Origin of the sequence: Streptomyces sp. NPDC000410 (assembly GCF_040300305.1) — a bacterium.
GTDB lineage: Bacteria > Actinomycetota > Actinomycetes > Streptomycetales > Streptomycetaceae > Streptomyces.
In genome coordinates this window covers 70,469-93,204 of record NZ_JBEPDM010000026.1, presented here as the reverse complement: position 1 = coordinate 93,204, position 22,736 = coordinate 70,469, and the positions used below count along the sequence as shown (strand labels likewise).

At 72.5% G+C, this 22,736-nt stretch carries 7 protein-coding genes; 1 reads left to right on the top strand and 6 read right to left on the bottom strand.

Features of this window, described 5'->3' with window-relative positions:
- Positions 1–7 precede the first annotated feature (7 nt).
- The 6 genes from ABT342_RS23985 to ABT342_RS23960 all read right to left on the bottom strand — a co-directional run bounded on the left by ABT342_RS23985 (position 8) and on the right by ABT342_RS23960 (position 20,926).
- Positions 8–7,057: an SDR family NAD(P)-dependent oxidoreductase gene (locus ABT342_RS23985; protein ID WP_351577436.1), complete on the bottom strand. Its 7,050-nt coding sequence runs from the start codon at positions 7,055–7,057 to the stop codon at positions 8–10.
- 52 nt (positions 7,058–7,109) lie between these two features.
- Entirely contained in the window at positions 7,110–8,426 is a 1,317-nt protein-coding gene (locus tag ABT342_RS23980; protein WP_351577433.1) for an FAD-dependent oxidoreductase, read from the bottom strand.
- A gap of 5 nt (positions 8,427–8,431) precedes the next feature.
- Positions 8,432–9,313 (bottom strand): ACP S-malonyltransferase, encoded by an 882-nt coding sequence (locus ABT342_RS23975; protein WP_351577430.1) that lies wholly within the window; start codon positions 9,311–9,313, stop codon positions 8,432–8,434.
- 11 nt (positions 9,314–9,324) lie between these two features.
- Positions 9,325–14,958 carry a beta-ketoacyl synthase N-terminal-like domain-containing protein gene (locus ABT342_RS23970; RefSeq protein ID WP_351577427.1) on the bottom strand — a complete coding sequence of 1,878 codons (5,634 nt, stop codon included), beginning with the start codon at positions 14,956–14,958 and terminating at the stop codon, positions 9,325–9,327.
- Between the two features lie 158 nt (positions 14,959–15,116).
- Positions 15,117–15,959 carry a polyketide synthase dehydratase domain-containing protein gene (locus ABT342_RS23965; protein WP_351577424.1) on the bottom strand — a complete coding sequence of 281 codons (843 nt, stop codon included), beginning with the start codon at positions 15,957–15,959 and terminating at the stop codon, positions 15,117–15,119.
- On the bottom strand, positions 15,956–20,926 hold the full coding sequence (locus ABT342_RS23960; RefSeq protein ID WP_351577421.1) for a beta-ketoacyl synthase N-terminal-like domain-containing protein: 4,971 nt from the start codon (positions 20,924–20,926) through the stop codon (positions 15,956–15,958). The genes ABT342_RS23965 and ABT342_RS23960 overlap by 4 nt, the downstream gene beginning before the upstream one ends.
- Positions 20,927–21,209: 283 nt before the next feature.
- Here ABT342_RS23960 and ABT342_RS23955 point away from each other — a divergent pair, with 283 nt between their 5' ends.
- Positions 21,210–22,706: an SDR family NAD(P)-dependent oxidoreductase gene (locus tag ABT342_RS23955; protein WP_351577418.1), complete on the top strand. Its 1,497-nt coding sequence runs from the start codon at positions 21,210–21,212 to the stop codon at positions 22,704–22,706.
- The last annotated feature ends 30 nt before the right edge of the window (positions 22,707–22,736 follow it).

The window sequence follows — 22,736 nt, the reverse complement described above, 5'->3', positions numbered from 1 at the left end:
GTGCTGGTCACTCGAACCAGAACCGGTTCTGTTCGAACGCATAGCCCGGCAGGTGCAGCCGGCCGAACTGCCCGTCGTCGAACATCGTTTCCCACGCGAATTCCTCCCCCTCCACATAACGGTCCCGTAGGGCCTCCAGCGCCGCGCGGTGACCGGGATCCACCGCGTCCGGCAGCGTCACCGGGTGCGTGGCGAGCCGCTGGAGCCGGCACTTGGCCACCTCCTCGGGCTCGGCCTCCTCCAGCCGCCGGCACAGCTCCGAGGTGCTGGAGACGATCCAGGCCATGCGGTACTCGAAGTGGTCACGGCCGGCCAGCAGGGTGTGGGCGATGTCCGCGAGGTCCGCGCCCTGCGCCTCCGGGCCGCGCAGCCACTCCAGCAGGCTGTCCCGCATCCGCGTGAGCGAGGCCCCGGAGCGGGCGCTGAGCGTGATGAGCCAGTGCGGCCGCGACGCCCTGCGGGCCGGTGGCGGGGCGGGCGCCTCGGAGAGCACCGCGTGCGCGTTGGACCCGCCGAACCCGAAGGAGCTGACGCCGGCCACCAGCGGTGTGCTCCGCTCCCACGGCTCGTTCTCCAGCAGCGGCCGGAAGGGCGAACCGTCGAACTCGACGAGCGGGTTGAGCTCCTTGAAGTTGATGTTCGCCGGCAGGTGGCGGTGGCGCAGGCACAGCAGCAGCTTGAGCAGCCCGGCCATACCGGCGGCGGGCTCCAGGTGGCCCACGTTGGTCTTCACCGCGCCCAGCGTGATGCTGCCCGGCTCACGGTCCGGGGCCAGCTCGCCGAACGCGGTCCGCAGCGCGCTGATCTCGATGGGGTCGCCCAGGTTCGTGCCGGTGCCGTGCGTCTCGATGTGGGAGACCCGGGCGGCCAGCTCCGGTGTGTAGACCTTGTTCAGCAGGGCGGCCTGGGCCTCGGGGTTGGGGGCGGTCAGCGAGTTGGAGCGGCCGTCGTGGTTCTCGGCCACCCCCTCGATCACCGCGAGCACGGCGTCGCCGTCCCGCTGGGCGTCGGCGAGCCGCTTGACCACCACGCAGCCCACGCCCTCCGCCCGTACGTAGCCGTTGGCGTCCTTGTCGAAGGTGGCGCAGCGGAAGTCGGGGGAGAGCACCCCCAGTTTGCCCGCCGCGTCGGTGGCGGCCGGGTCGACGAGCACGCTGACGGCGCCCACGAGGGCCATGTCGCACTCCCCCGCCGCGAGCGAGAGCACGCCCCGGTTCAGCGCGACCAGGCCGCTGGAGCAGGCGGTGTCGACCGTCTGGCTCGGGCCGGTGAGGTCGAGCAGATGGGACACGCGGTTGGCGAGCATGGCGTGCGCGTTGCCGGTGACGGTGTACGGGTGGGCCCAGTCCTCGCTGTTCTGCAGCGCGCTCTGGTACTCGCTGAACTGCACTCCGGCGAAGACGCCCACGTCGCGCAGCGCTCCGGGCGCGTAGCCGGCGTCCAGCAGGGCGTTGTAGGCGCTCTGGAGGAAGAGCCGGTGCTGCGGGTCCATGAGCATCGCTTCCCGGGCGGAGAGCCCGAAGAAGGAGTGGTCGAACGCGTCGAAGGCGTCGATGGTGCCGGCGAAGTACTCCTTGTCGCGGTCCTTCCAGCGGTCGACCGGGCGGATGGCGCTGCCGTTCTCGACGAGCAGCTGCCAGAAGTCCGCCAGGTCCGCGCCCGCGGGCATGATGCCGCTCATCCCGATCACGGCGTACCGGCCGCGTCCGGTGTCCGTGGGGCCGTTGCCGGGGTCGGGGTCGGTCCGCGGGATTGTGGCGGTGGCCGTCGCACCGGCGGGCGCGGTGGCCGTCGCAGCACCGGTAGCGGTGGTGCGTGCCCCGGCGGCCTGCGCCGGGACGCCCTGGGCGTGCAGATGGGCGCTCAGCGAGGTGATGCTGCTGTACTTGAACAGGGCGTTGGGCGGGGTCTCCACGCCGAAGCGGGGCCCCAGGTCCCGGGCCAGGTGCTGGAGCATGACCGAGTCGTAGCCGAGACCGCCCCACGTGCTGTCGACGGCGATGTCCTCCGGTCGCAGGCCGGTCTGCGCGCGCACCATCTCCACGAGCTGTGCGCCGATGTCCTCCAGCGTCGCGCCGGGGCGCGGGGCCGGGGCCTCGTCCCGCGCCCGCGGCGCCGGCCGTCCGGCGCCGGGCAGCAGCCGCTGCCTCATCCGCTCCACGTCACCGACGCAGGGGATGACCTGGTGGCAGGTCTTGGGCAGTCCGTCGAGCAGGTCGAGGAACAGCTCCGCGCCGCGCCGCGAGGAGAGCGGCTCCATCCCGAACTGGCCGCGCAGGAATCCGGCGAGCGCCTCGTACTGCTCGCGGCGTTCGTCCTCGGTGTCCAGCCACAGCGGCCAGTTGACGGACAGGCTGAGGCCGCCGCGCTCGCCGTCCGCCACGCGCCGGGCGCGCTCGGCCGCGAACTCGTCGAGGAAGCGGTTGGCGGCGATGTAGTCGCTCTGCCCGGTGTTGCCCATGACGCTGGAGATGGAGGAGAAGACGCAGAAGAAGTCCAGGTCCAGCTGGGCGGTGAACCGGTCCAGGTTCAGCGTTCCCCGCACCTTCGGGGCGAGCACCGCCTCCGCGTCCTTCGCCGACTTGTTCTGCACCAGGGCGTCCCTGATGACGCCTGCGGAGTGGATGACCCCGTCGAGGCCGCCGAAGCGTTCGCGGATCTTCTCGATCAGTTCCCGGGTGCGGTCCGCGTGGACGATGTCCGCCTGCTCGTGGTGCAGCCCCGGTGTCGCGTCGATCCACCGCCGCTGCTCGGCGTCCGGCTCGGAGCGGCCGACGGCGATCACCGTGGCCCGGTACCGCTCGGTCAGGAGTCCGGCGATGGCCCGGCCGATCTTGCCCAGGCCGCCCGTGAGGAGGTAGGTCCCGCCGGTGCGCAGCCGGACGCCGTCGCCGAGGCGGAGTTCCGCCAGCTCGCGCGTCTGGCGGGTGCCGTCCTCCCACCGGACCTCGGTGAGCGGCTCCCGGGCGGCGCGCAGTTCGTCCAGCAGCGGCTCCCAGCCGTCGGCGAGCACGTCACCGGTACCGCGGCGGCGTGCCTGAACGGTGCGGACGTGCGGGTTCTCCTCCGCCAGTCCGTGCAGGAATCCGGCCCCGGCACGCACCTCGGCCGCGTCGGCCTCGCGGGTCACGCCGAGGACCGTGGACGGGGTGCGGCAGGCCTGAAGGGCCTTGGCGAAGGACAGCTGCGACGCCACCGTCCCCTCGCGCCGCAGATCGACCCAGTACAGGTGCTCCAGGCCCAGCTCACCGGTGAGGTGCTGCAGGGCGCGCCGGGCGGCGGTGTCGTCGCCGTCGGGCAGTTCGATCCGGTCCGCCTCGACGACCAGCGCGTCACCGGGTGTCACCCGGATCAGCCGGGTGCCCTCGGGCGGGCGGGGAAGCCGGTGCTCCTGGCCGCGGTCGGTGAGGACGAGGACGTACGGCACCGGGACGTCCGCCGGGCCGTCCGCCGGGCGCGGCCGCCACACCGGGGTGAGCAGCAGTGCGGCGGCGTCGGCGGCCGCGGCGCCGAGGGCCGGTGCGGCCGGGGCCGCGGGGGCGGGCGGCCGGTTCGCGTGGTCGAGCGTGCCGGCCACGCACCGCTCGGCGGCGAAGGGGTAGAGCGGGGCGTCCACCAGCATGCGGACCGGGAACAGCTCCGTGAAGTCGGGGTTCTCTCCGTCGAGGTACGCCGACGCCGCCCTGGCCCAGGGGTCGCCTTCCGGTGCGGTGCCCGGGGAGGTCCCCTCGGTGCTCCGGAGCAGGCCGGCCAGTTGCTCCACGCTCTCGGCCCAGTAGCCGCGCCGGACCCTGAAGTGCTGCCTGGCGCAGCACAGGGTGTAGCTCAGCCCGTACAGGTACGACGCCGTGTCGGGCGCGTCGCGCAGCGCGGTGAGCAGGTGGTCCGCCCGCCGCCGCACGGCCGCCTCGTCCCGCCCGGAGAGCGGGATGAAGTAGCGCGGGAAGCCGGGGGCGGGGCGGGTCTCGCGGGGGGCCACGAACTCCTGGATGATCGCGTGGCCGTTGGCGCCGCCGGCGCCGAACGCGCTCAGTCCGGCGAAGCGGGTGGGGCCGCTTCCCACGGGCCAGGGTGTGGGCTCCTTGACCAGGGCGAAGCGCGAGTCCTCCAGGCGCAGATCGGGGTTCTCGAGTTCGCAGTGGAGTGTGGGCACCAGGGTCCGGTGGGCGAGCTGTTTGACGACCTTGACGAGTCCGGCCATCGCCGCGGCGGACTCCAGGTGCCCGATGTTGCTCTTCACCGAGCCCAGGTGGGCGCGGCCCTGCTCGGGCCCGCCGTACGCCCGCTGCAGTGCGCGCGCCTCGATCGGGTCGCCGAGCCGGGTGCCCGTGCCGTGCGCCTCGACGTAGGTCACCGCGGACGGTTCGATCTCCGCCTGGGCCAGGGCCGAGGCGATCACACGGTGCTGGGCGCGTTCGGACGGCACGGTGAAACCCGCCGTCCTGCCGCCGGCGTTCACCGCCGTCGCACGGATGACGGCGTGCACCCGGTCCCCGTCCCGCAGGGCGTCGGACAGCGGCTTGAGGACGACGGCGGCGGTTCCCTCACCGGGGACGTAGCCGTCCGCCTCCACTCCGAAGGCCTGGCAGTGGCCGGTGGGGCTGAGGAACTTGCCCTCGGACAGCAGGCGGTACTTCCCCGGGTGCGTCATGAGGTTCACGCCGCCGGCCACGGCCATCGCACAGTCCCCGGAGCGGATGCTGCGGACGGCGAGGTGCAGGGCGGTGAGCCCGCCGGAGCACATGGTGTCCAGGGCGACACTGGGGCCGTGCAGGTCGAAGGCGTAGGAGACCCGGTTGGCGATGGCGGCGAACGAGCTGCCGATCACCCGGTCGGGAGCGGTGAGATCCTGGTAGTGGCCGAACATGGCGGCCACGAAGACGCCCACGTCGTCGGTCGGCCGGGCGAAGTACCCGGAGTCCTCCAGGGCGTGGTAGACGGACTGCAGGAAGCGGCGCTCCTGCGGGTCCATGAACCGCGCCTCCAGAGGCGCGATGTTGAAGAAGACGGGGTCGAAGTCCAGGGCGTGGTCGAGGAATCCGCCGTGGCGGCCGTAGGCGGTGCCCGGTTCGTCCGGTGAGAAGGAGTGGTTCTCGCGCCAGTCCCAGCGGTCGCCGGGGACGACCCGTACCGCGTCCTCGCCCCTGAGCAGCGCCTGCCAGAACGCCTCGGTGTCGGCGCCGCCGGGGAACTCCCCGGCCATCCCGACGATGGCGATGTCGTCGGGTCGGTAGGCGTCCGCCTCGGGGGCGGCGTCCTTCGGCACGGGGGCCACGGACGACGCCGGCTCCGCCCGCCCGTCGGCGGGCCGGGGCCGCGTCCCGGTCGTGGGGGGCGCCGGCGGATCTGCGGGAGCGGGAGCGCCGGGCGCCTGCGGGGCCACAGCCGCGAAAGCACCCCCGGCCTCGGGTGCCTGCGGGGCCACGGCCGCGGGAGCACCGGCGGCCGCCGGTGCCTGCGGCTGCTCACGGGTGAGCAGGGGCTCCAGCTCGGCGGAGAAGTTCTCGACCAGGTACGCGCCGAGTGCCGCGACCGTCGGGTACTCGAAGAGGACCGCGCGGCTCAGCCGGGACGACCCGGCGATGTCCAGGCGGATCTCGAGGTCCCTGCTGATGTGGATGCTGGCGACGCTGTCCAGCCCCCGGTCCAGCAGGTTGTCGTCGTCGCGCAGATGCCGCAGGCCGCTGTGCCGGGTGACGAGTTCCCGCAGCCACCGCGTCGTACGGGCGAGCAGGTCCGGGGCGGGGGAACCGGCCCCGGCGGGTGCGTCCGCGGCGACGCCCGCCGACGCGGCGGACGTGTCGGCGTCGGTGCCCAGACGCACCTGCCCGTCGTAGACGACCAGCTGACGCGTCCCGGTGGCGAGAGCCGACATCAGCGCGTCGCAGGCCTGCTCGGGAGGCATCGCCCGCAGCCCGGAGCCGTCGTCCGGCATCCGCATGCCGTCGGTGTCCCACAGACCCCAGTTGATGCTGTACCAGTCGGGCCGGTGCGCGGACAGCCGGTCGAGGAACGCGTTGGCCGCCCCGTAGGCGCTCTGGCCGGTGTTTCCCGTGACACTCGTCAGCGAGCTGAAGTTCACCACCATGCCGGGCCGGTGCGCACCGGTCAGGGCCGCCAGGTTGAGGCCGGTGGCCACCTTCGGCCGCAGGACGTTCTCCAGGCGGTCGGGGGTCAGGTGGTACAGCAGGCAGTCGTCCAGCACTCCGGCGAGGTTGAACACCGCCTTGACGGGCCCGAACCGGTCGTGGATGTAGCGCAGGGCGCCGTCGAGCGCCTCGGGATCGTGGGCCGCGGCGCGAAGGTAGCTGCGTACGCCCGCTTCCTTCAGCGCCTCCTGCGCCTGGGGGTCCAGGGTGCCGCGTCCGAGGACGAACACCTCGGCGCCGCAGCGCCGGCTCAGGTACCGGGACAGATGACGTCCGATGCCTCCGGCGCCGCCGATGACCACGACGGGGTCGCCGTCGCCGAACACCTCACCCGGCCGCACGGGTTCCATCGGCCGCGGCAGGTGGCCGAGGCGCGCGATCCGGTCTCCCCCGGCCCGCAGCACCGCCCCCGGGTGGCGGGCACCGGCCGCGATCCACGCGCGCAGCCGCTGCGCGGTGACGGGGTCGGCGCACTCGACCGCCGTGTGGACGAGCGGGCATTCCAGCGCGGCCGTCCGGGCCATGCCGTCGAGCAGCGAGGGGAGCACGTCGTCCGTACGGGACAGCGTGACGAGGCGGACCGGGCGCCCCGACTCGCGTACGGCCTGGAGCAGGGCCAGGCAGGCGCGTGCGAACCGCACCGCCGCGCCGTACTGCGGCGCGGCGGTGGACGGCCCGTCGCCCCATGCCACCACCAGGGTGGTGGCATGGGCGACGCGCCGCCGCAGTTCCTGCCCGAGCCGGTCCTCGCTCTCCGTGACGGGGTCGGCGTACCAGCACTCGGCGCCGATGGAGCGGGCCGCCGACGCGATGTCATCCCGGTCGGTGACCACCACAGTGGCGCCGGCCGGCTCGCCGGACGGGTCCGGGACGGTGAGGTCGGTGTACCGAGGTGCTAGCGATTCCATGGGTCATCCCCGTTTGAGAAAGTGAGGTCGCAACAGGCCGGAAGGTGTTCGCTCAGACACCCATGAATTCCTTGATGCCGCGGAACTGCCCGGCGGCGGGCGCGTCGTCCGGGAAGGGGTGCGCGACGCCCAGCCGGTCCGCGATCACCATGCCGGAGACGATCGCCCCCTCGTGCCCGGTGACGCTGGTGTCGGTGCCGCAGAACCAGAGGTTGTTCAGGCCCTGGATCCGGCTCAGCTGCTTCTTGCGGCGCACGTCCTGCGGACGGAGCTGGGGAAGCTTCCAGCTGCGGCGGACGATGACGCTCTCGGGGTCGATCTCCTCCTGCGGGTCGAAGGTGATCAGGATGGGTGAGGTGACGTCCCGGTAGGGGTGGAGCACGTTGCAGTTACGGGTGAGGCTCCCCATCTGCTCCTCGGCGCGGTCGAGGTCGAACCCCGGCGGCATCCGGAACTGGCAGTAGGCGTCGCCGCCCACCGGGCTGAGCCAGCTCTCGTCCTGGTGCAGCACGCTCTCGACGGGAACGTACGCGAAGTCCCCGAGCAGTTCCCGGTACCGGGGGTCGGACGTGCGCAGCAGGCCCAGCGTCACGTCCGCGTGCGTGGCGAACACGACCTGGTCGAACCGGTGCTCCTGCCCGCCGGCCACCACCGTCACGCCGGAGTCCGCCGGAACGACGGCTTCGACGGGCGTGTTCAGCCGGATCCGGTCGCCCAGCTCGCTCTCGATCCTGGCCAGGTAGCCGTGGATGCCGCCCTCGGCCTTGCGCCAGTACCCGGCGGAGAAGAAGGAGAGCAGGTTCATGCTGAACGACAGCGCGACGTACATGAGGTTGTAGTCGAGGGACGGCGCGTGACAGCCCGAGTAGATGCTCAGGATGGGGTTCATCGCCCGGTACTTGAAGCTCTTGGAGTACCCGTTCTTGTCCAGGTACTCGCCGATGCTCATGTTCTTGTACGCGTCGTCGCCCGAGGTGGGCAGCTGGTTCATCTCCTGGTGGAACCGGTCGAACTCCTCGTGCAGCTCCTCGCGCAGCCGGCCGAGGAAGTTGAGGTTGTTCCACGACTGCTGCTCACCGGGGAAGTCCACGTGCACGGAGGACGGGGCGACGTAGGTGCCGATGCCGAAGTCGGTCAGCAGCCGGAACAGGTTGGGCGAGAGCTTCTCGTTGAAGTGCTCCACGCCCATGTCCACGTGGACGGTGCCCTGCTCCGTCTCGATCGGGTGGCTGTAGGCGTGCCCGCCCAGGTACTCGCCCGCCTCGAAGAGCGTGACGTCGTACTGCCGGGCCAGCAGCCAGGCCGCGACGGCGCCGGAGCCGCCACCACCGATGACGGCGATCCTGCTGTTCTTTGTTTCCACGGTCATCGTCATCACTTCCCGGTCTCGGCCTGCGGCGAGGATTCGTCGCCGAGGATCTCTGCGCTCAATTTGGTCAGCACCCGGCCGGGACCGACCTCTTCGAAGGTCTTGTGGCCCGTACGGGCCAGATACGTCACGGTCTGCCGCCACCGCACCGGCTTCACGAGCTGGAAGACCATCTCCTCCAGCAGATGCCCGGCGCCCAGGGTCCGGCCGCTCGTCGTGGAGACCACGGCCTTGGCGGGCGGCGCGAACTGTCTGTCGCGCAGGAACCGCGCGAACTCGCACCGGGCCGGCTCCATGTGGCGGGAGTGGAAGGCCCCGCTGACCGGCAGCCATACACAGCGGTGGCCGAGCTCCTCGAGCCGCGGCACCAGCTCCTCCAGGCGCGGCTTCGCCGCGCTGAGGACGACCTGGTCCGGGCTGTTGTAGTTGGCCACGTCCACGTCGAAGAACTCCAGCTGGACGAGGTGGTCGTCGATGTCGTCCGCCTGCGGTCCGAGGACCGCCACCATCGCCCCGCCCCGCGCCTCCTGCATGAGGGCGCCGCGCTTGGCCACGATCTCCAGTCCCTCGAAGAGGTCGAAGACCTTGGCCGCGAAGAGCGCCGGGTACAGCCCCAGGCTGTGGCCCGTCACGCACCGCACCTGCTCGTCCCCGTGCTCCTCTGCGTACGCCAGGTACATCAGGCAGCTGACGAAATAGATCGCCTGCTGCGTGTACGCGGTCTCGTTCAGCAGCCCGTCCGGGTCCTTCAGGCACAGCTCGCGCAGGGAGTGGCCGACGATCTCGTCGGCCCTGTCGCACAGCCGGGGATAGGCGTCGAACACCTCCTGGCCCATGCCCAGGCGCTGTGAGCCCTGCCCGGGGAACATCACGACATCGCTGGTCATCGCCGCCCCCGTCAGTTCAGCTCGACGACGGTGAAGGGCGCGGAGGCGGCCCCGGGCGCCGGGGCCGGCCGCCCGGCCTCCGGGACGCTGCCGTCGATCGCCACGGACACCACTTCCTCCAGGGCCAGGAGGACGTCGCCGTGCTCGTCGGTGAAGAAGAAGTCGTACGTGCGGGTCCGCCGGGAGGTGCCGCCGGGCCGGGCCACGCAGTGGCAGTACACCGCCTCGTCCCGTGGGGCCCGGAGCACCGTCAGCCGTCCCAGGTGGTAGGGGACGAACACGGGCCCGCCCGCCTCCTGTCCGGCCGCCAGCAGAATGGACAGCTGCATTCCGCAGTCGAGGAGCGCGGGCGACACGCCGTACCCCCAGTCGCGGTCCACGTGGATGAAGGCCCGTACCGCGTCCGCTCCGACCTCGGCCCAGCGCACGCCGCGCAGCGGTTCGCCGTAGTCGTAGCCGAGCCGTCGGAAGGCGTCGTAGATCTCCCGCCCGTGCAGCCTGCGGTCGGCGGCGGGCGGGCCGGGCGGGCCGGCGACCGCGGCGGGCGCCCACACCTCGGCCGTGCAGTGCACGTCGCCCGTGGCACGGTCGACGAGCGACAGCTCGCCGCCGCGCTCCCGGACCTCGACGGCCCCGGGGTCGGTGATCCTCTTCTGCCAGAGCACGTTCCCGAGGGCGCGGCCCTCCGCCCGCTCGGCGAGGGCCGCGAGGGTCCAGGCCGCCGGCGCCATGGTCACGCCGTCGATCCGGTGGGCGGACACCAGCGAGGACAGGGAGCCGAAGCCGGACTCCACGGAGTCGACCCAGTGGCGGTGGCGCAGGAACGGGTACGGGGGCAGCTCGACGGGGGCGGCCTCGGTGTAGTAGCTGTCCCAGTCCGGGGAGCCGCCCGACTCGTACAGGGCCGCGATGTCCTCGGCCGTGCGGGCGTTCAGCTCCCGCGCCGTCCCTGCCGTCGTGGCCGTCGTGGCCCGGGGCCCGGGGCGGCGCTGCAGGTCCTGTCCGAGGCCGCGGACGAGCTCGTCCTGGTCACGGCAGACGATCGCCACGCGGTGCGCGAAGCTGTCGCGGCGGCACGCGAGCGTGTGGGCCAGGGCGTCCATGTCCACCTGGCGCCCGCGCAGCCACTCGCGCAGCTCGTCCATGGCCAGCTGCAGTCCGGCGGCGCTGTGGTGCGAGAGCGGGATGACGTAGCAGTCCCGTCGCGCGCCGGTGGCGGCCGCCTCGACCGCGGTCTGCTCGGGCACCCCGCGCAGCACCACATGGGCGTTGGCCCCGCCGGCGCCGAAGGAGCTCACGGCGGACACCAGGGGAAGGTCCGCGGGCCAGCTCTCGCGCCGCGTGACGAGCGTGAAGGGCGTGGCCGCGAAGTCCAGGTGCGGGTTGGTGCGTTCCGCGTGCAGCGAGGGCACCAGGGATCCGTGGCGCATCTGGAGCACCGCCTTGAGCACTCCGCTCAGGCCGGCCGCCGACTCGAGGTGGCCGACGTTGGACTTCACCGAGCCCAGCCGGATCCGCTGGATCCCGGCCCCGGCGTAGGCCTTGGTGAGGGCCCGCAGTTCGATGGGGTCACCCAGCGCGGTGCCGGTGCCGTGGGCCTCGACGTAGCCCACCTCCTCGGGGGAGGTGCCCGCCGCCGCGAGCGCCTTGGTGACCACGGCGTACTGGGCCTCGGGGTTCGGCGCGGTGTAGCCGTTCGCCCGGCCGCCGGCGTTGACCGCGGAGCCGCTGATGACGGCGTGGACGCGGTCCCCGTCGCGCAGGGCGTCCTCGGCCGGCCTGAGCACCAGGCTGATGACGCCCTCGCCGTCCACGAAACCGTCGGCCCCGGCGCCGAAGGGCCGGCACTCCCCGGTGCGCGACAGCATCTCCAGGCCGCACAGGAGCTGGTACTGGCGGGGGTGCGTGATGAGGTTGACGCCGCTGACGACAGCGCGGTCGCACTCCCCCGTGCGCAGGGACTGGCAGGCGAGGTGCAGCGCGGTCAGGGACGCCGAGCAGGCGGTGTCGACGGCCATGCTGGGCCCGTGCCAGTCGAAGTGGTACGAGGCGCGGTTGGCCATCGACCAGAACGTCGAGGTGGGCGGCTGCGCACCGGGGGCGGTGGGCGTGTGCCAGGCGTATCCGCCGTTCATGACCCCGACGAACACTCCCGTGTCGCTGCCGGCGAGCCGGGCGCGGGTGTACCCGGCGTCCAGGACCGCCAGGTAGGTCTGTTCCAGGACGAGCCGTTCCTGGGGGTCCATGCGCGCCGCGTCGTGGGGCGTGATGCTGAAGAACGTGTGGTCGAACGCGTCGATGTCGTCGACGAAGGCGCCGCGTTCGGTGTACGAGACGGGCTCAGGGCCGTCCGCCAGGCGCGCGCCGAAGCGCTCCGGGGGCACGGTGGACGTGCAGTCCAGGCCCTCGGACAGGTTGTCCCAGAACTCCTTGGCGTTCGACGCCTTGGGCAGCCGTGCGGCGATGCCGACGATGGCGATGTCGCCGGGCCGCGGTACGAAGTCGGCGGTGGGCGGGGCGCTCCGCCGGCCGTGCCGCGATGTGCCGTCGGTCGCCACCGGCCGAAGGGGCTCGACGGCCTCCGGGGCCTCGGCGGCGGCGACGGGGAACGCCTCGGCGACCTTCTCGGCGTACTCGGTGACCAGGTACTCCACCAGCCGCCCCACCGTCGGGTACTCGAACCACACCGTCGCGGGCACATACCCCACCCGCTCACGCAACGGCTTCAACAACTCCATCGAGATCAGCGAATCGATCCCCATGTCCCGGAACGGACGATCCCGCTCGACCTCCGCCACCTCGAAACGCATCGTCTCCGCGATCACCCCACGGACGAACCGCTCCACCTCCTCCCGCACGTCACCGGTGGCCGCCGCGGACGGGGAAGGCGGCTGCTCGGCGGCGGCGACGGGGAACGCCTCAGCGACCTTCTCGGCGTACTCGGTGACCAGGTACTCCACCAGCCGCCCCACCGTCGGGTACTCGAACCACACCGTCGCGGGCACATACCCCACCCGCTCACGCAACGGCTTCAACAACTCCATCGAGATCAGCGAATCGATCCCCATGTCCCGGAACGGACGATCACGCTCGACCTCCGCCACCTCGAAACGCATCGTCTCCGCGATCACCCCACGGACGAAACGCTCCACCTCGTCGCGCACCTCACCCGCATCGCCCACCACCGGCCGGGGCTCGGCGGCCTCGGGGGCCCGGTCGGCCTCGGTGGCTTCGGTGGCCGGGGCGGCGGCGGTCTCGGCGCGCGGCTCGTCCGCCGCGCCGGCCAGCGCGACCAGGACCTGCTGTCCGTCGCCGCCGTGGGGCCGTACGGCGACGAAGCCGGCCTCGTGCATGAGCGAGCGCCACTGGTCGCTGCCGAGCAGGGGGCTGTGCTCGATGCGGTACGGGTCGTTGCTGAGCCACCAGCCGTCGGTGAGACCGAAGGTGAGCGTGGCGTAGTCCTGCCGTGTCGTGATCTCGTTGAGTACGAGGATTCCGCCCTCCCGCAGCGCCGTGCGCACGTTCCGGAGCGTGCCGGGGACGTTCGACGTCGCGTGCAGGACGTTGGTGGCCACGACGATGTCGAAGGACCCGGCGTACTCCTCCGGCGGGTTCTCGATGTCGCAGATCTCGTAGGAGAGGAACGGATAGTCGCCGCCGAAGGCGTCGCGGGCCTTGTGCAGGAACGCGTACGACAGGTCGGTGAAGTGGTAGCTCACCTGGCGCGGATCCAGCTTCGGCAGCACGAACTTGGTGGTGCTGCCGGTGCCCGCCCCGATCTCCAGGATGCGCAGCGGCCGCCCCGCCGAGCGGCGCTGGAAATTGGCGACGACCTGCGCGCAGATCCGGTTGAAGTAGTCGGCGATGGGGTTGCTCTGGTACACGGGCGCGACGAGGTCGAAGGAGCCGTCGGGGAAGAGCACCTCCACCGCGTCGGTGGCGCCGCTCAGCACGTCGGGCAGCTGGTCGAGGCAGCGGTCGAGAAGCGTGAGGTGGCCCTCCAGCTCCGGGTAGTCGCGCAGCAGGGCGTTCCGGGGCAGGGACCGCGCCGAGGGCATCGCGCCGATGGCGTCCCTCAGCTTCGCGTACTTGGCGATCGTCGTCGGCGGCAGCGGCACCTGCCGCAGCCGCCAGCGGGTGTACGCCTCCAGCCGCTCGGAGAGGTCCCGGTTGCGGGCGACGTCCGTGTCGTCGCCCCTGAAGGCCGGCACCACGTCGTCGAGAACTCCCGGGGAGCCGGCGGGCGATGCCTCGGCGGCGGGCGATTCCCAGGTGATGGGCGATTCCGCGGCGGCGGGGGATTCCGCGGCGGCGGGCTTGTGCGGCGTGATTCCCATGCGCTCCAACGCCTCTTCCGTTCCTTTCACACACGTGATCCGTCGGTGATCGCTCGCGAGGAACCGCTCGATGACCGCCAGTCCCTCGGCCGGGTCGATCGAGCCGATCCCGAGCCCTTGCATCCGCTCCCGGTATTCCGGCTTCGCGACGACCCCGATCTCGCCCCAGTAGCCCCAGTTGATGACCTTGGCGTCGATCAGCAGGGCCTGGTGGAGGAGGTCCGCGTAGGCGTCCTTGGCCACGCACGCGGCGGCGTAATTGCCCTGGCCGGCACTGGCGATATGGGCCTGGACGGAGGAGAAGAAGAGGCAGAAGTCGAGGTCCCTGCCGCGCAGGGCGTCCACCAGGTGGTGGGTGCCGTGCAGCTTCGGGCGCAGTACGTCGAGCAGCACCTGCTCGCTCATGGTGGCGAGGGTGGCGTCCTGGAGTACGAGCGCGGAGTGCACGACGCCGTGGATGACCTCATGGGCGTCGAGCGCGCGCTTGAGTGCCGGGCCGTCGGTCAGGTCGGCCTGGTGGTAGTGGACCGCACGGGCGCCGAGCTCCCGCAGGTGCTCTTCGGCCTGGGTGAAGTGCTCGGCCGGGCGGCGGCCGATCACGACCACCTCGGCCCGGTAGACGGCGGCCAGGTGCTCGGCGAGCAGGCCGCCGAGTCCGCCGGTGCCGCCCAGGATGACGTAGGTGCCCCCGCTCCTGAAGGCCGGGCGGGCCGGCGGGCCGCCGAGGGACGCGGGCTCCATCGACGCGACGGCGTACTCGTCGCCGCGCAGGCACACGGGCCGGCCCGGCACGGTCGGCAGGGGCCGGTCCAGGGCTTCCGCCAGCGACGACGCGGTGAGGTCCGCGAGGCAGAAGACGCGCACCGCCCAGTCGGGCCGCTCCTTGGCGAGGGCCTGGGCCAGGCCGACGTACACGCCGTCCGCGGGATGGGTGGCGGCGGGGAACAGCGGGCTGTGCACCGCCTTGTCGGTGAACACGTCGAGGCGGACCCGTGGCCACCGGTCGAGGGCGTGGACGAGTTCGAGGAAGGTTGTGAGGTCCGCGTCGTGGATCCCGTCGGCCCACGAGGTGCGGCTGACGAACACCAGGTGCTCGTCGGCGGCCGGGGCGAGGGCGAGTCCGGTCACCACCGCGCTGTCGAGCCGCAGCACCCTGCCGGTCCCGCACCGTTCCGTCATTTCCCGCAGTTCCTGGTACAGCCGGTGCTGTCCGGGCGGCACCAGGAAGGTCCGCGGGCCGTCCTCGGCGGCCCCGGGCGGGTCCAGTTCGCCCCGCGTCCACCGCGGGGCGAACACGATCGGGTCCACGGCGGCACGACGGACCAGCGAGACATCGGGGCGCGCTGTACCGGACGCGGCGTTTTCGCTTCGCCATTCGTTGCGACTCAACAAAATCCCCTATGTCTAGGATTCACTGCGGGAAGTGCGCCGTCATACGGCCGCACGCAGCCGGCCGGACGCCGAGTTCAGAGAGCGGGCTTCACACCGAGGTCGTATACGGAGAGAAGTGGTCCGTAATCCTCGTCGAATACCGTGAAGCTGGTCCTGAAGGGCGAGAGCTTTTCCGTCAGGACGAAAGCAGAGGCGGCGGGAAATCGCGCCGGAGCGTGAAAGATCATATATCCCATGGAGAAAGGCATCAAGCTGTCACGGTGCTCTCCGATGGAAATGGCCATGCCCGACTGGAAGGAACAGTCGAGGAGGTTCACCAGCCCCATCGGCGTGCCGTCGTTGTGCGACATCCAGGCCAACGACCGCTGTCCGTACCGCTGCACATAGGTATTGCGGCGGAAGTACGGGCCGTAGTCGATGCCCATTTTCGAGAACTCTTCGTAGATTTCCCGGCGGGTGAGATGGGACCGGGTGTTCGCGCAGATCTCGTCGCGGACCTCCAGGCCCACGGCCGGGGCGCGGTCCTGCCTCTCGAACAGCAGCGTGCCCATGCCGCAGAGCGCGCCGCGGTGGGTGACGGTGTAGTCCACCGCCGTCGCGCCGGGTTCGGAGCGGAAGGCCACGAAGAGCTCGTCCAACGGCTCGTCACCGGCGATCGGCCGCAGCCAGGCGGCGTCCCTGACGGCGAAGGTCCGCGCGTCGGGGTGGAGCAGGGCGGCCCCGCGCAGCGCCATCTCCAGGCAGGCGACACCGGGCAGCACGCGCCGGCCGCCCACCAGGTGCTCGCTCAGGTAGGTGTGATCGGGGTCGATCCGCGCCCGGAAGGTGCCCGGCTCACCGGTGGCGGTCAGCCGGATCGGCTCCACGGCGGCGGAGCGTGCGCCGTGGCCGGTCGCCTCGTGGGCTTCTGTCGTCATGCCGTTCGTCCCTCATCCGTGAACCAGAGATCCGTTTCTTCGAACGGATAGGCGGGCAGCCGCAGTCGGCGCGGCGTGTGCGGCGCGAACAGCGCCCGCCAGTCGGGCTGTCCGCCGGCCAGGTACCGCTCGCGGGCCGTCCCGGGAGTCGTCCCGGGGGTCGTCCCGGCGGCCGGCCGCCGCGCGTCCCGTTCCCGCTCCCCTGGCGGCGCGTGGACCGGTTCGCCCGCCGTGCGCAGTGCGTGCACCAGCTCGTCGCCGGAGGACGGGCACCATGCCAGGCGGTACGCCAGGTGCTCCCTGCGGCACAGGGTGTACGAGAGGTCGAGCAGGTCCTCGTCCGACAGCGGCCCGGTCCGCTCGATGTGGTCGAGCAGTGCGGCCGTCAGCCTGCGCAGCGCCCGCGGGGTGCGCGCCGACAGCGGGACGAGGCGGGGCTCGGCGGGGGCTTCGCGCCGGGCGGGAGGGCTCGGCGGCGCGGAGAGCACGACGTGCGCGTTGGTGCCGCCGAAGCCGAAGGAGCTGATCCCGGCCACGCGGTCGCCGCCATCGCGGTCGCCGTCGCTGCCGTCCCCGTCGCCGTCCCCGTCGCCGTCGCCGTCGCCGTCCCAGGAGACCGTCTTGTGCACCACCTCGAAAGGGGTGCCCTCCAGGTCGATGCCGGGATTGAGCTCCTGGAAGTGCAGGTTGGCCGGCAGGGTCCGGTGCTCGAAGGCCTTGATGACCTTGATGACGGAAGCGACTCCCGCGGCGGGCTCCAGGTGCCCGATGTGGGACTTGACCGCGCCGAGCCGGACGCGGCGCCCCGCGGGCCGCGGCACCAGGTGCTCCCAGGCCCGCTTCAGCGCGTCGATCTCGATCGCGTCACCGAGCACCGTTCCCGTTCCGTGGGTCTCGATGTAACCGGTGCGGGCGGCGAGTTCGGGGGTGTAGGCGTCCAGGAGCAGGCTGTACTGGGCATTGGGGTTCGGTGCGGTGAGCGAGTTGGCGCGGCCTCCGTGGTTCTCCGCCACGCTCTCGATCACCGCGCGGATGTCGTCGCCGTCGGCGAGGGCGTCCTCCAGGCGCTTGACCAGGAAGCTTCCGTAGCCCTCACCGCGCACGTAGCCGTTGGCCGAGGCGTCGAAGGCCGCGCACCGGTGGTCGGGGGAGAGGAATCGCGCCGAGTGGAGCCCCTCGTTGATCTGGGAGTCGAGGATGAGGTTCACGCCGCCGACCACGGCCGCGTCGCAGACCCCGGCACGCAGATCGCGGCAGGCCTTGACCAGCGCCACCAGGGATCCGGAGCAGGCGGTGTCGAGGACCGTGGAGGGTCCGTGCCAGTCGAACCAGGAGGAGATCCTGTTCGCGATGAGGCTCATGGAGTGCCCCACCAGCGAGTACGGGATCTGCCGCGCGTCCGCCCTGGCCTGGAGCAGCGCGTAGTCGTTGCCGGTGGCCGCCATGTAGCAGCCGGTACGCGAGCCGCTCAGCTCGGAGGCGGCGTACCCGGCGTCCTCCAGCGTGTGCCAGACGGACTGCAGCAGCAGCCGCTGCCGCGGGTCCATCCAGCTCGCCTCCCGTGGCGAGATGGAGAAGAACCTGGCGTCGAACCCCTTGATCCCGGGGAGGAATCCGGCGCTCTCGCCGGGCAGTTCGCGCTCGGAGGCGGCCGGTCCGACGCAGTCCCGTCCGTCGAGCAGGGTCTGCCAGAACGCCTCGGGGTCCGGCCCGCCGGGCAGGACCGCGGAGAGGCCGACGATGGCCAGGCGGCCGTCGGCGCCGGTCCGGTCCGGCGCCGCCGCGGGGCGCGGCGCGGCGGCCGGTTGGGCGTCCGCCCGGCCGGCCCGGCCGCCGGACAGCCGCGCGACGGTCTCGGCGACGTTGCGCAGGGTGTTCATCCGGTAGAAGTCGTGCGCGTGGACGACGACCCCGTACCGTTCGCTGATCCGCGCGGCGAGGACGTTGTAGCCGAGCGAGGTGACGCCCTGATACCCGAGGGGCCGGTCGGCGTCCGGCTGCGGCAGGCCCAGTTCAGCGGCGACGAGCCGGCGCAGCTCGGCGAGGAGGTCCTGCCCGCCCGCCTCGCCGGTGTCCGCCCCGGCCCGCTCCTCGCCGGCCGCCGGCGGGGGCGCCTCGTCCGTCGGGTACAGGTCCAGCGAGGCGAGGGGGGCCTCGCTCAGCTTCTTGACGTCGGTCTTGCCGTTGGCCGTCAGCGGGATCGCGCCGAGCCGGTGCACGGCCTGCGGCACCATGTAGTACGGCAGGGTGTCCCGGCAGCGCTCCCGCACCGCCGCGGCGTCGAAGTGCTCGGAGGCGGGCAGCCACACGAAGCAGCGCAGGTGCGGCTCGGGCTGTGGCCGTACGACGGCGACGACGGTCGCGGACGGGGCCTGGGCCGCCACCGCGGCGGCCACCTCGTCGAGTTCGATCCGGTGGCCGTTGACCTTGCGCTGGCCGTCCTTGCGGGAGACGTAGGTGAGGTGCGACGGTCCTTCGTGGCGGACCAGGTCGCCGGTCCGGTAGGAGGGCGTGCCGTCGGGCAGCGTGCCGAAGGCCGCCGCCGGGGCGTTCAGATAGCCCTGCGCCACGGAGTCGCCGGCGATCATCAGTTCGCCCCGCATGCCCGGGGCGACGGACCGCCCGTCGGCGTCCACCACGTAGTACCGGGTGCCGAGCGCGGGCTCGCCCAGATGGATGCGCCCGGCGTCGGTCACGCGCTGCCAGCTCGCCCAGATGGTCGCCTCGGTCGGGCCGTACATGTTGTAGACGGCGGCGCTCTGGTCCAGCAGGTACTGCGCGAGGTCGCGGTCCAGGGCCTCCCCGCCGCACAGCAGGGTCATGGGCCGACGCGCCCGCCAGCCGACGGCCTTCAGGATGCGCCAGGTGGACGGCGTGGCCTGGACGACGGTGGCACCGCTGCTGTCGATACGCTCGGCCAGCGCGGTCCCGCTGGTCCTGGCCTCGTCGGACAGCACCTGGACGCTCGCGCCGCACAGCAGCGGCAGGAGGATCTCCAGGAGCGAGATGTCGAAGCCGATCGGGGTCAGGGCCACGATGCGGTCGTCCGGGCGCATCCCGGGGTCCTGGCGCACGGAGTGCAGGAAGTTGACGAGGTTGCCCTCGCTGACCGCCACGCCCTTGGGGGTGCCGGTCGATCCCGAGGTGAACATCACGTAGGCGGTGCGGCCGGCGTCGGCCTCGGTCGCCGGCCAGGCGTCGCTCCGCTGCGGGCCGGGGGCCTCGGTCGCCGGCCAGGCGTCCCTCGGCTGCGGGGCGGGGGACGCGGCCGGCGGCGCGCCGTCCACCTCCCGCCTGGGTATGTGGGGGAACAGCCGTGCCGCCCGGCCCCGGGTCGCCGCGTCCACCAGGATGACGCCGAGTTCCGCGGTCTCGGCCATGTACGCGAGCCTGCTGTCCGGCAGCCGCGGGTCCAGCGGTACGAACGTGCGGCGCAGCGCCAGCGCGGTCAGGTAGGCGACGGGGATCGCGGCCGACCGCTCCAGGAACACGCCGACCGGCCGCTCCTGCGTCCGGGCGCCGTCAGGAGCCGGGGCACCGTCGGGGGCCAGGGTGCGGCCGAGCCGGTGCGCGGCGCCGAGCAGTTCGCCGTAGGTGAGCGACCGGTGGTCGTCCACGACGGCCACCCGGTCCGGGGCCGCTCCCGCGGCCTCGACCAGGGCCGCGCCCAGGCCCGCGTGGGCCGGGACGGTCGGGACGGCTCCCTCGGCCACCGGTTCCAGCGGGCGCGACAGGTCGCACTGCGACGGCGGCCGGTGCGGCTCGGCGGTCACGAACCGGGCCATGCGCAGGAAGTTGGTCGCCAGCGCCGACAGGGCCTCGGGCGACAGCACGCGCGTGGAGGAGTCGAAGGAGAGGTGGATGCCCTGTTCGTCGGAGCTGAAGTTGACGCTCAGGTCGCTCGAACTGCCGGTGTCGGGCTTGCGGACCCAGGAGACGTCCACCCCCGTCAGCTCCAACGCCGCGGTCGGCAGCATCGCGGAGGAGGAGTTCACCACGAGATTGAGCGCGCTGCCGCCCTGGTCCACCGCGGGACCGTGCCCGGTCGCGGCCAGGGCGAGCAGGTCGGACGTCGGGAAGCCCTGGTGGTCCCGCAGTTCCTCCCGCTGCGTGCGCACCTGCTCCAGCACCGACAGCGCGGACCGCTCCGCCGGGGCGTCCAGCCACAGCGGCAGCAGATTGGTGTGACAGCCGTAGGGGGCTCCGTAGGCCCGCGTGTCCACGGTGTGCGCGACCACGACGCTCCGGTCGTCGCCGTCGCCGCAGGCATGCACGAGGGCACCGGTGACGCCGACGACGAACTGGAGCAGGCTCAGCTCGTTGTGGCGCAGGAACCGGTGGATGTCCTCGGCCTGTTCGCCGGTGATCGTCTCCTTGACGGCGATGCGGCGGCCGCCCTGGTGGGGCGCCGCGGAGGAGAAGGGCAGCGGCTGGTGCAGCCGGCGGCCCGCCAGCGTCGACCGCCAGTAGGACGCGTCCGCGGCGGCGTCGGACACCACCGCGCCGAACGACCGTTCAAGGACCGGGGCCTCGCCCCGCCAGCAGGCGCTGAGGGCGGCGAGGAACGGCGCGTAGCACCCGCCGTCGAACACCACGTGGCTGAAATCCAGGCGGAGCAACAGCTTTTGTCCGGACTCCCGCCAGCACCGGAAGCGGAAGAGCTCCTGGCCGGTGGGGTCGATACCGCCGGAGTCGAGGAGGTCGCCCCGGCGCTCGCAGCGCCGCAGCACCCGCCGGGGCACCGGACGGCTCTTCGCCACCAGCTCCCCGCCGACTTCGGTGAAATAGCTGAGAAGCCGCGGGAACGCGGTGGAGACCACGTCCCGCAGTGCGTCGTCGAGACGGTCGGTGTCGACGTCTCCGGTCAGCGCGTACACATAGCTGACGGTGAGTCCCGGGTCATCGGGATTCTGCTGGTACCGATTCCACTGAAAGCGCTCGTAGGCGCTTGCCTGACGCTCCGTCATGCCAATTCAGACCTTTCAACCGCCCAGGCCACCGAGTAATTTGTACACCGCCCCGGATCACCCGCACTCGAATGCCGGTAGATTCCTGGTGGATCTTGCGGGGCAACGCCGCACCGCGCACATAATGCCGTGCGGAAATCGCGTGTCACCAGCATGCACAGGTCCGGCGCGCTCTCGCGTGTTCAACTGCCGACGAACCGCAATTGAACACCCGCGAATTGAGCGAAATTCAAGCGTTCGGCCTTGAGGAAATTCCGCCTGAGTGCCCATCGGAGGTTCACACGTGCTGCTCTCGGAAGACGACGTGGCGCTGTTCGCGCGGGTCAGCGGCGACCGGAACGCGCTGCACTGCTCGCCGGGCCACGCCCGCCGTACGCCTTTCGGCCGGACCGTCGCACACGGCGTCCTCGCGGCCCTGGCGACGCTGGACGAACAGGCGCCGGACGGGGCGGGCGCGACGGCCGTCGAGGTCGACTTCGGCAACCCCGTGTTCCCCGGGGTGCTCTACCGCTCCGAGGCACTGGACGGGGCCCGGGGCGGCGCCGGCCACCGGCTGCTCGACGGGGACCGCACCTGCCTGACCGTGCGGGTGAGCCCCGGCTCCCCGCCGGAGGTGGAGCCGCTGCCCGCACCGCCGACGCGGTCGGCGCCCCGGCACACGATCGCGGACCTGCCACCGGGCACCGCGGTGTCCGGCGCGTACGGCCCGGAGGGGATCGACGCGCTGCGCGAGCGGTTCCCGGCCGCCTCCCGGCTGCTCGGGCGGACGCCGCTGGCCTGCCTGCTGTGGGCGAGCTATCTGGCCGGAATGTGCCTGCCGGGAGAGAACTGCCTGCTCGGCCGGGTGGCGCTACGGTTCCTCCCGGTCGCCGCGAGCGGCCCCGCGCGGCTGTCGTACACCGCGCGCGTGGTCCACACCGACCACCGCTTCGGGCTGGTGTCGATCGTCGGGGAGATCACGGCGGACGGCGCGGTCGTCGCCGAGGCCGAGATCGAGGCGATGGTCCGCACGCCCGCTCCGCTGGCCACATCGGCCACGCTGGGCGAGCATCTGAGCCCGTCCACCCGGCTGCGGGGCACCACGGCCGTCGTCGTCGGCGGCAGCCGCGGACTCGGTGCGGCCCTGGCCCTGGGCCTGGCGTCGCAGGGATGCGAGGTGTACGTGGGGCATCGGGGCACACTGCCGCGGACCCTGCTGGACGACGGCGACCGGCTGCCGGGGCGGCTGCACTCCGTGCCGGGCGATGCCGCGGACCCGCGCTGGAGCGGCGAGCTCCGGTCCCGTGTCGAGCGCGAACACGGGCGGCTCGACTTCCTGGTGTGCAGCGCGGCCCCGCCCCTGCGCACACTGGGCCTGGCCGCCACCGACCTGGAGCGGATGGACGCGTTCCTGACCGGCTCGCTGCGGCTGGTCAGCGCGCCGATGGCCGGGCTGCTCCCGCTCCTCGAACCGGGGCGGGGCAGGTGCCTGGTGATCTCGTCGGCGGCCCTGCGCGAACCGCCCCGCGACTGGCCGCACTACGTCGCGGCCAAGTCCGCCGTCGAGGGCCTGGTCCACTGGGCCGCCCGGCACCGTCCCGGCGTGGCGTTCCTCCTCGCGCGGCCGGGGATGCTGTGGACCGAGCAGACCAACTCGCCCAGCGCCCGGGAGACGGCCGGGCCGGTGGAACCGGTGGCGGCGCGGCTGGTGCGCGGCTTGCTGGAGCCCGCGCCCGACGGCGGAGTCCCCCTCGTGATCGGCGAGGAGGCCACGGGCCCGGTCCCGGCCGGCCGGGGGTGACCGGCCCAGGTGCAACCGGCCGGGTACGAC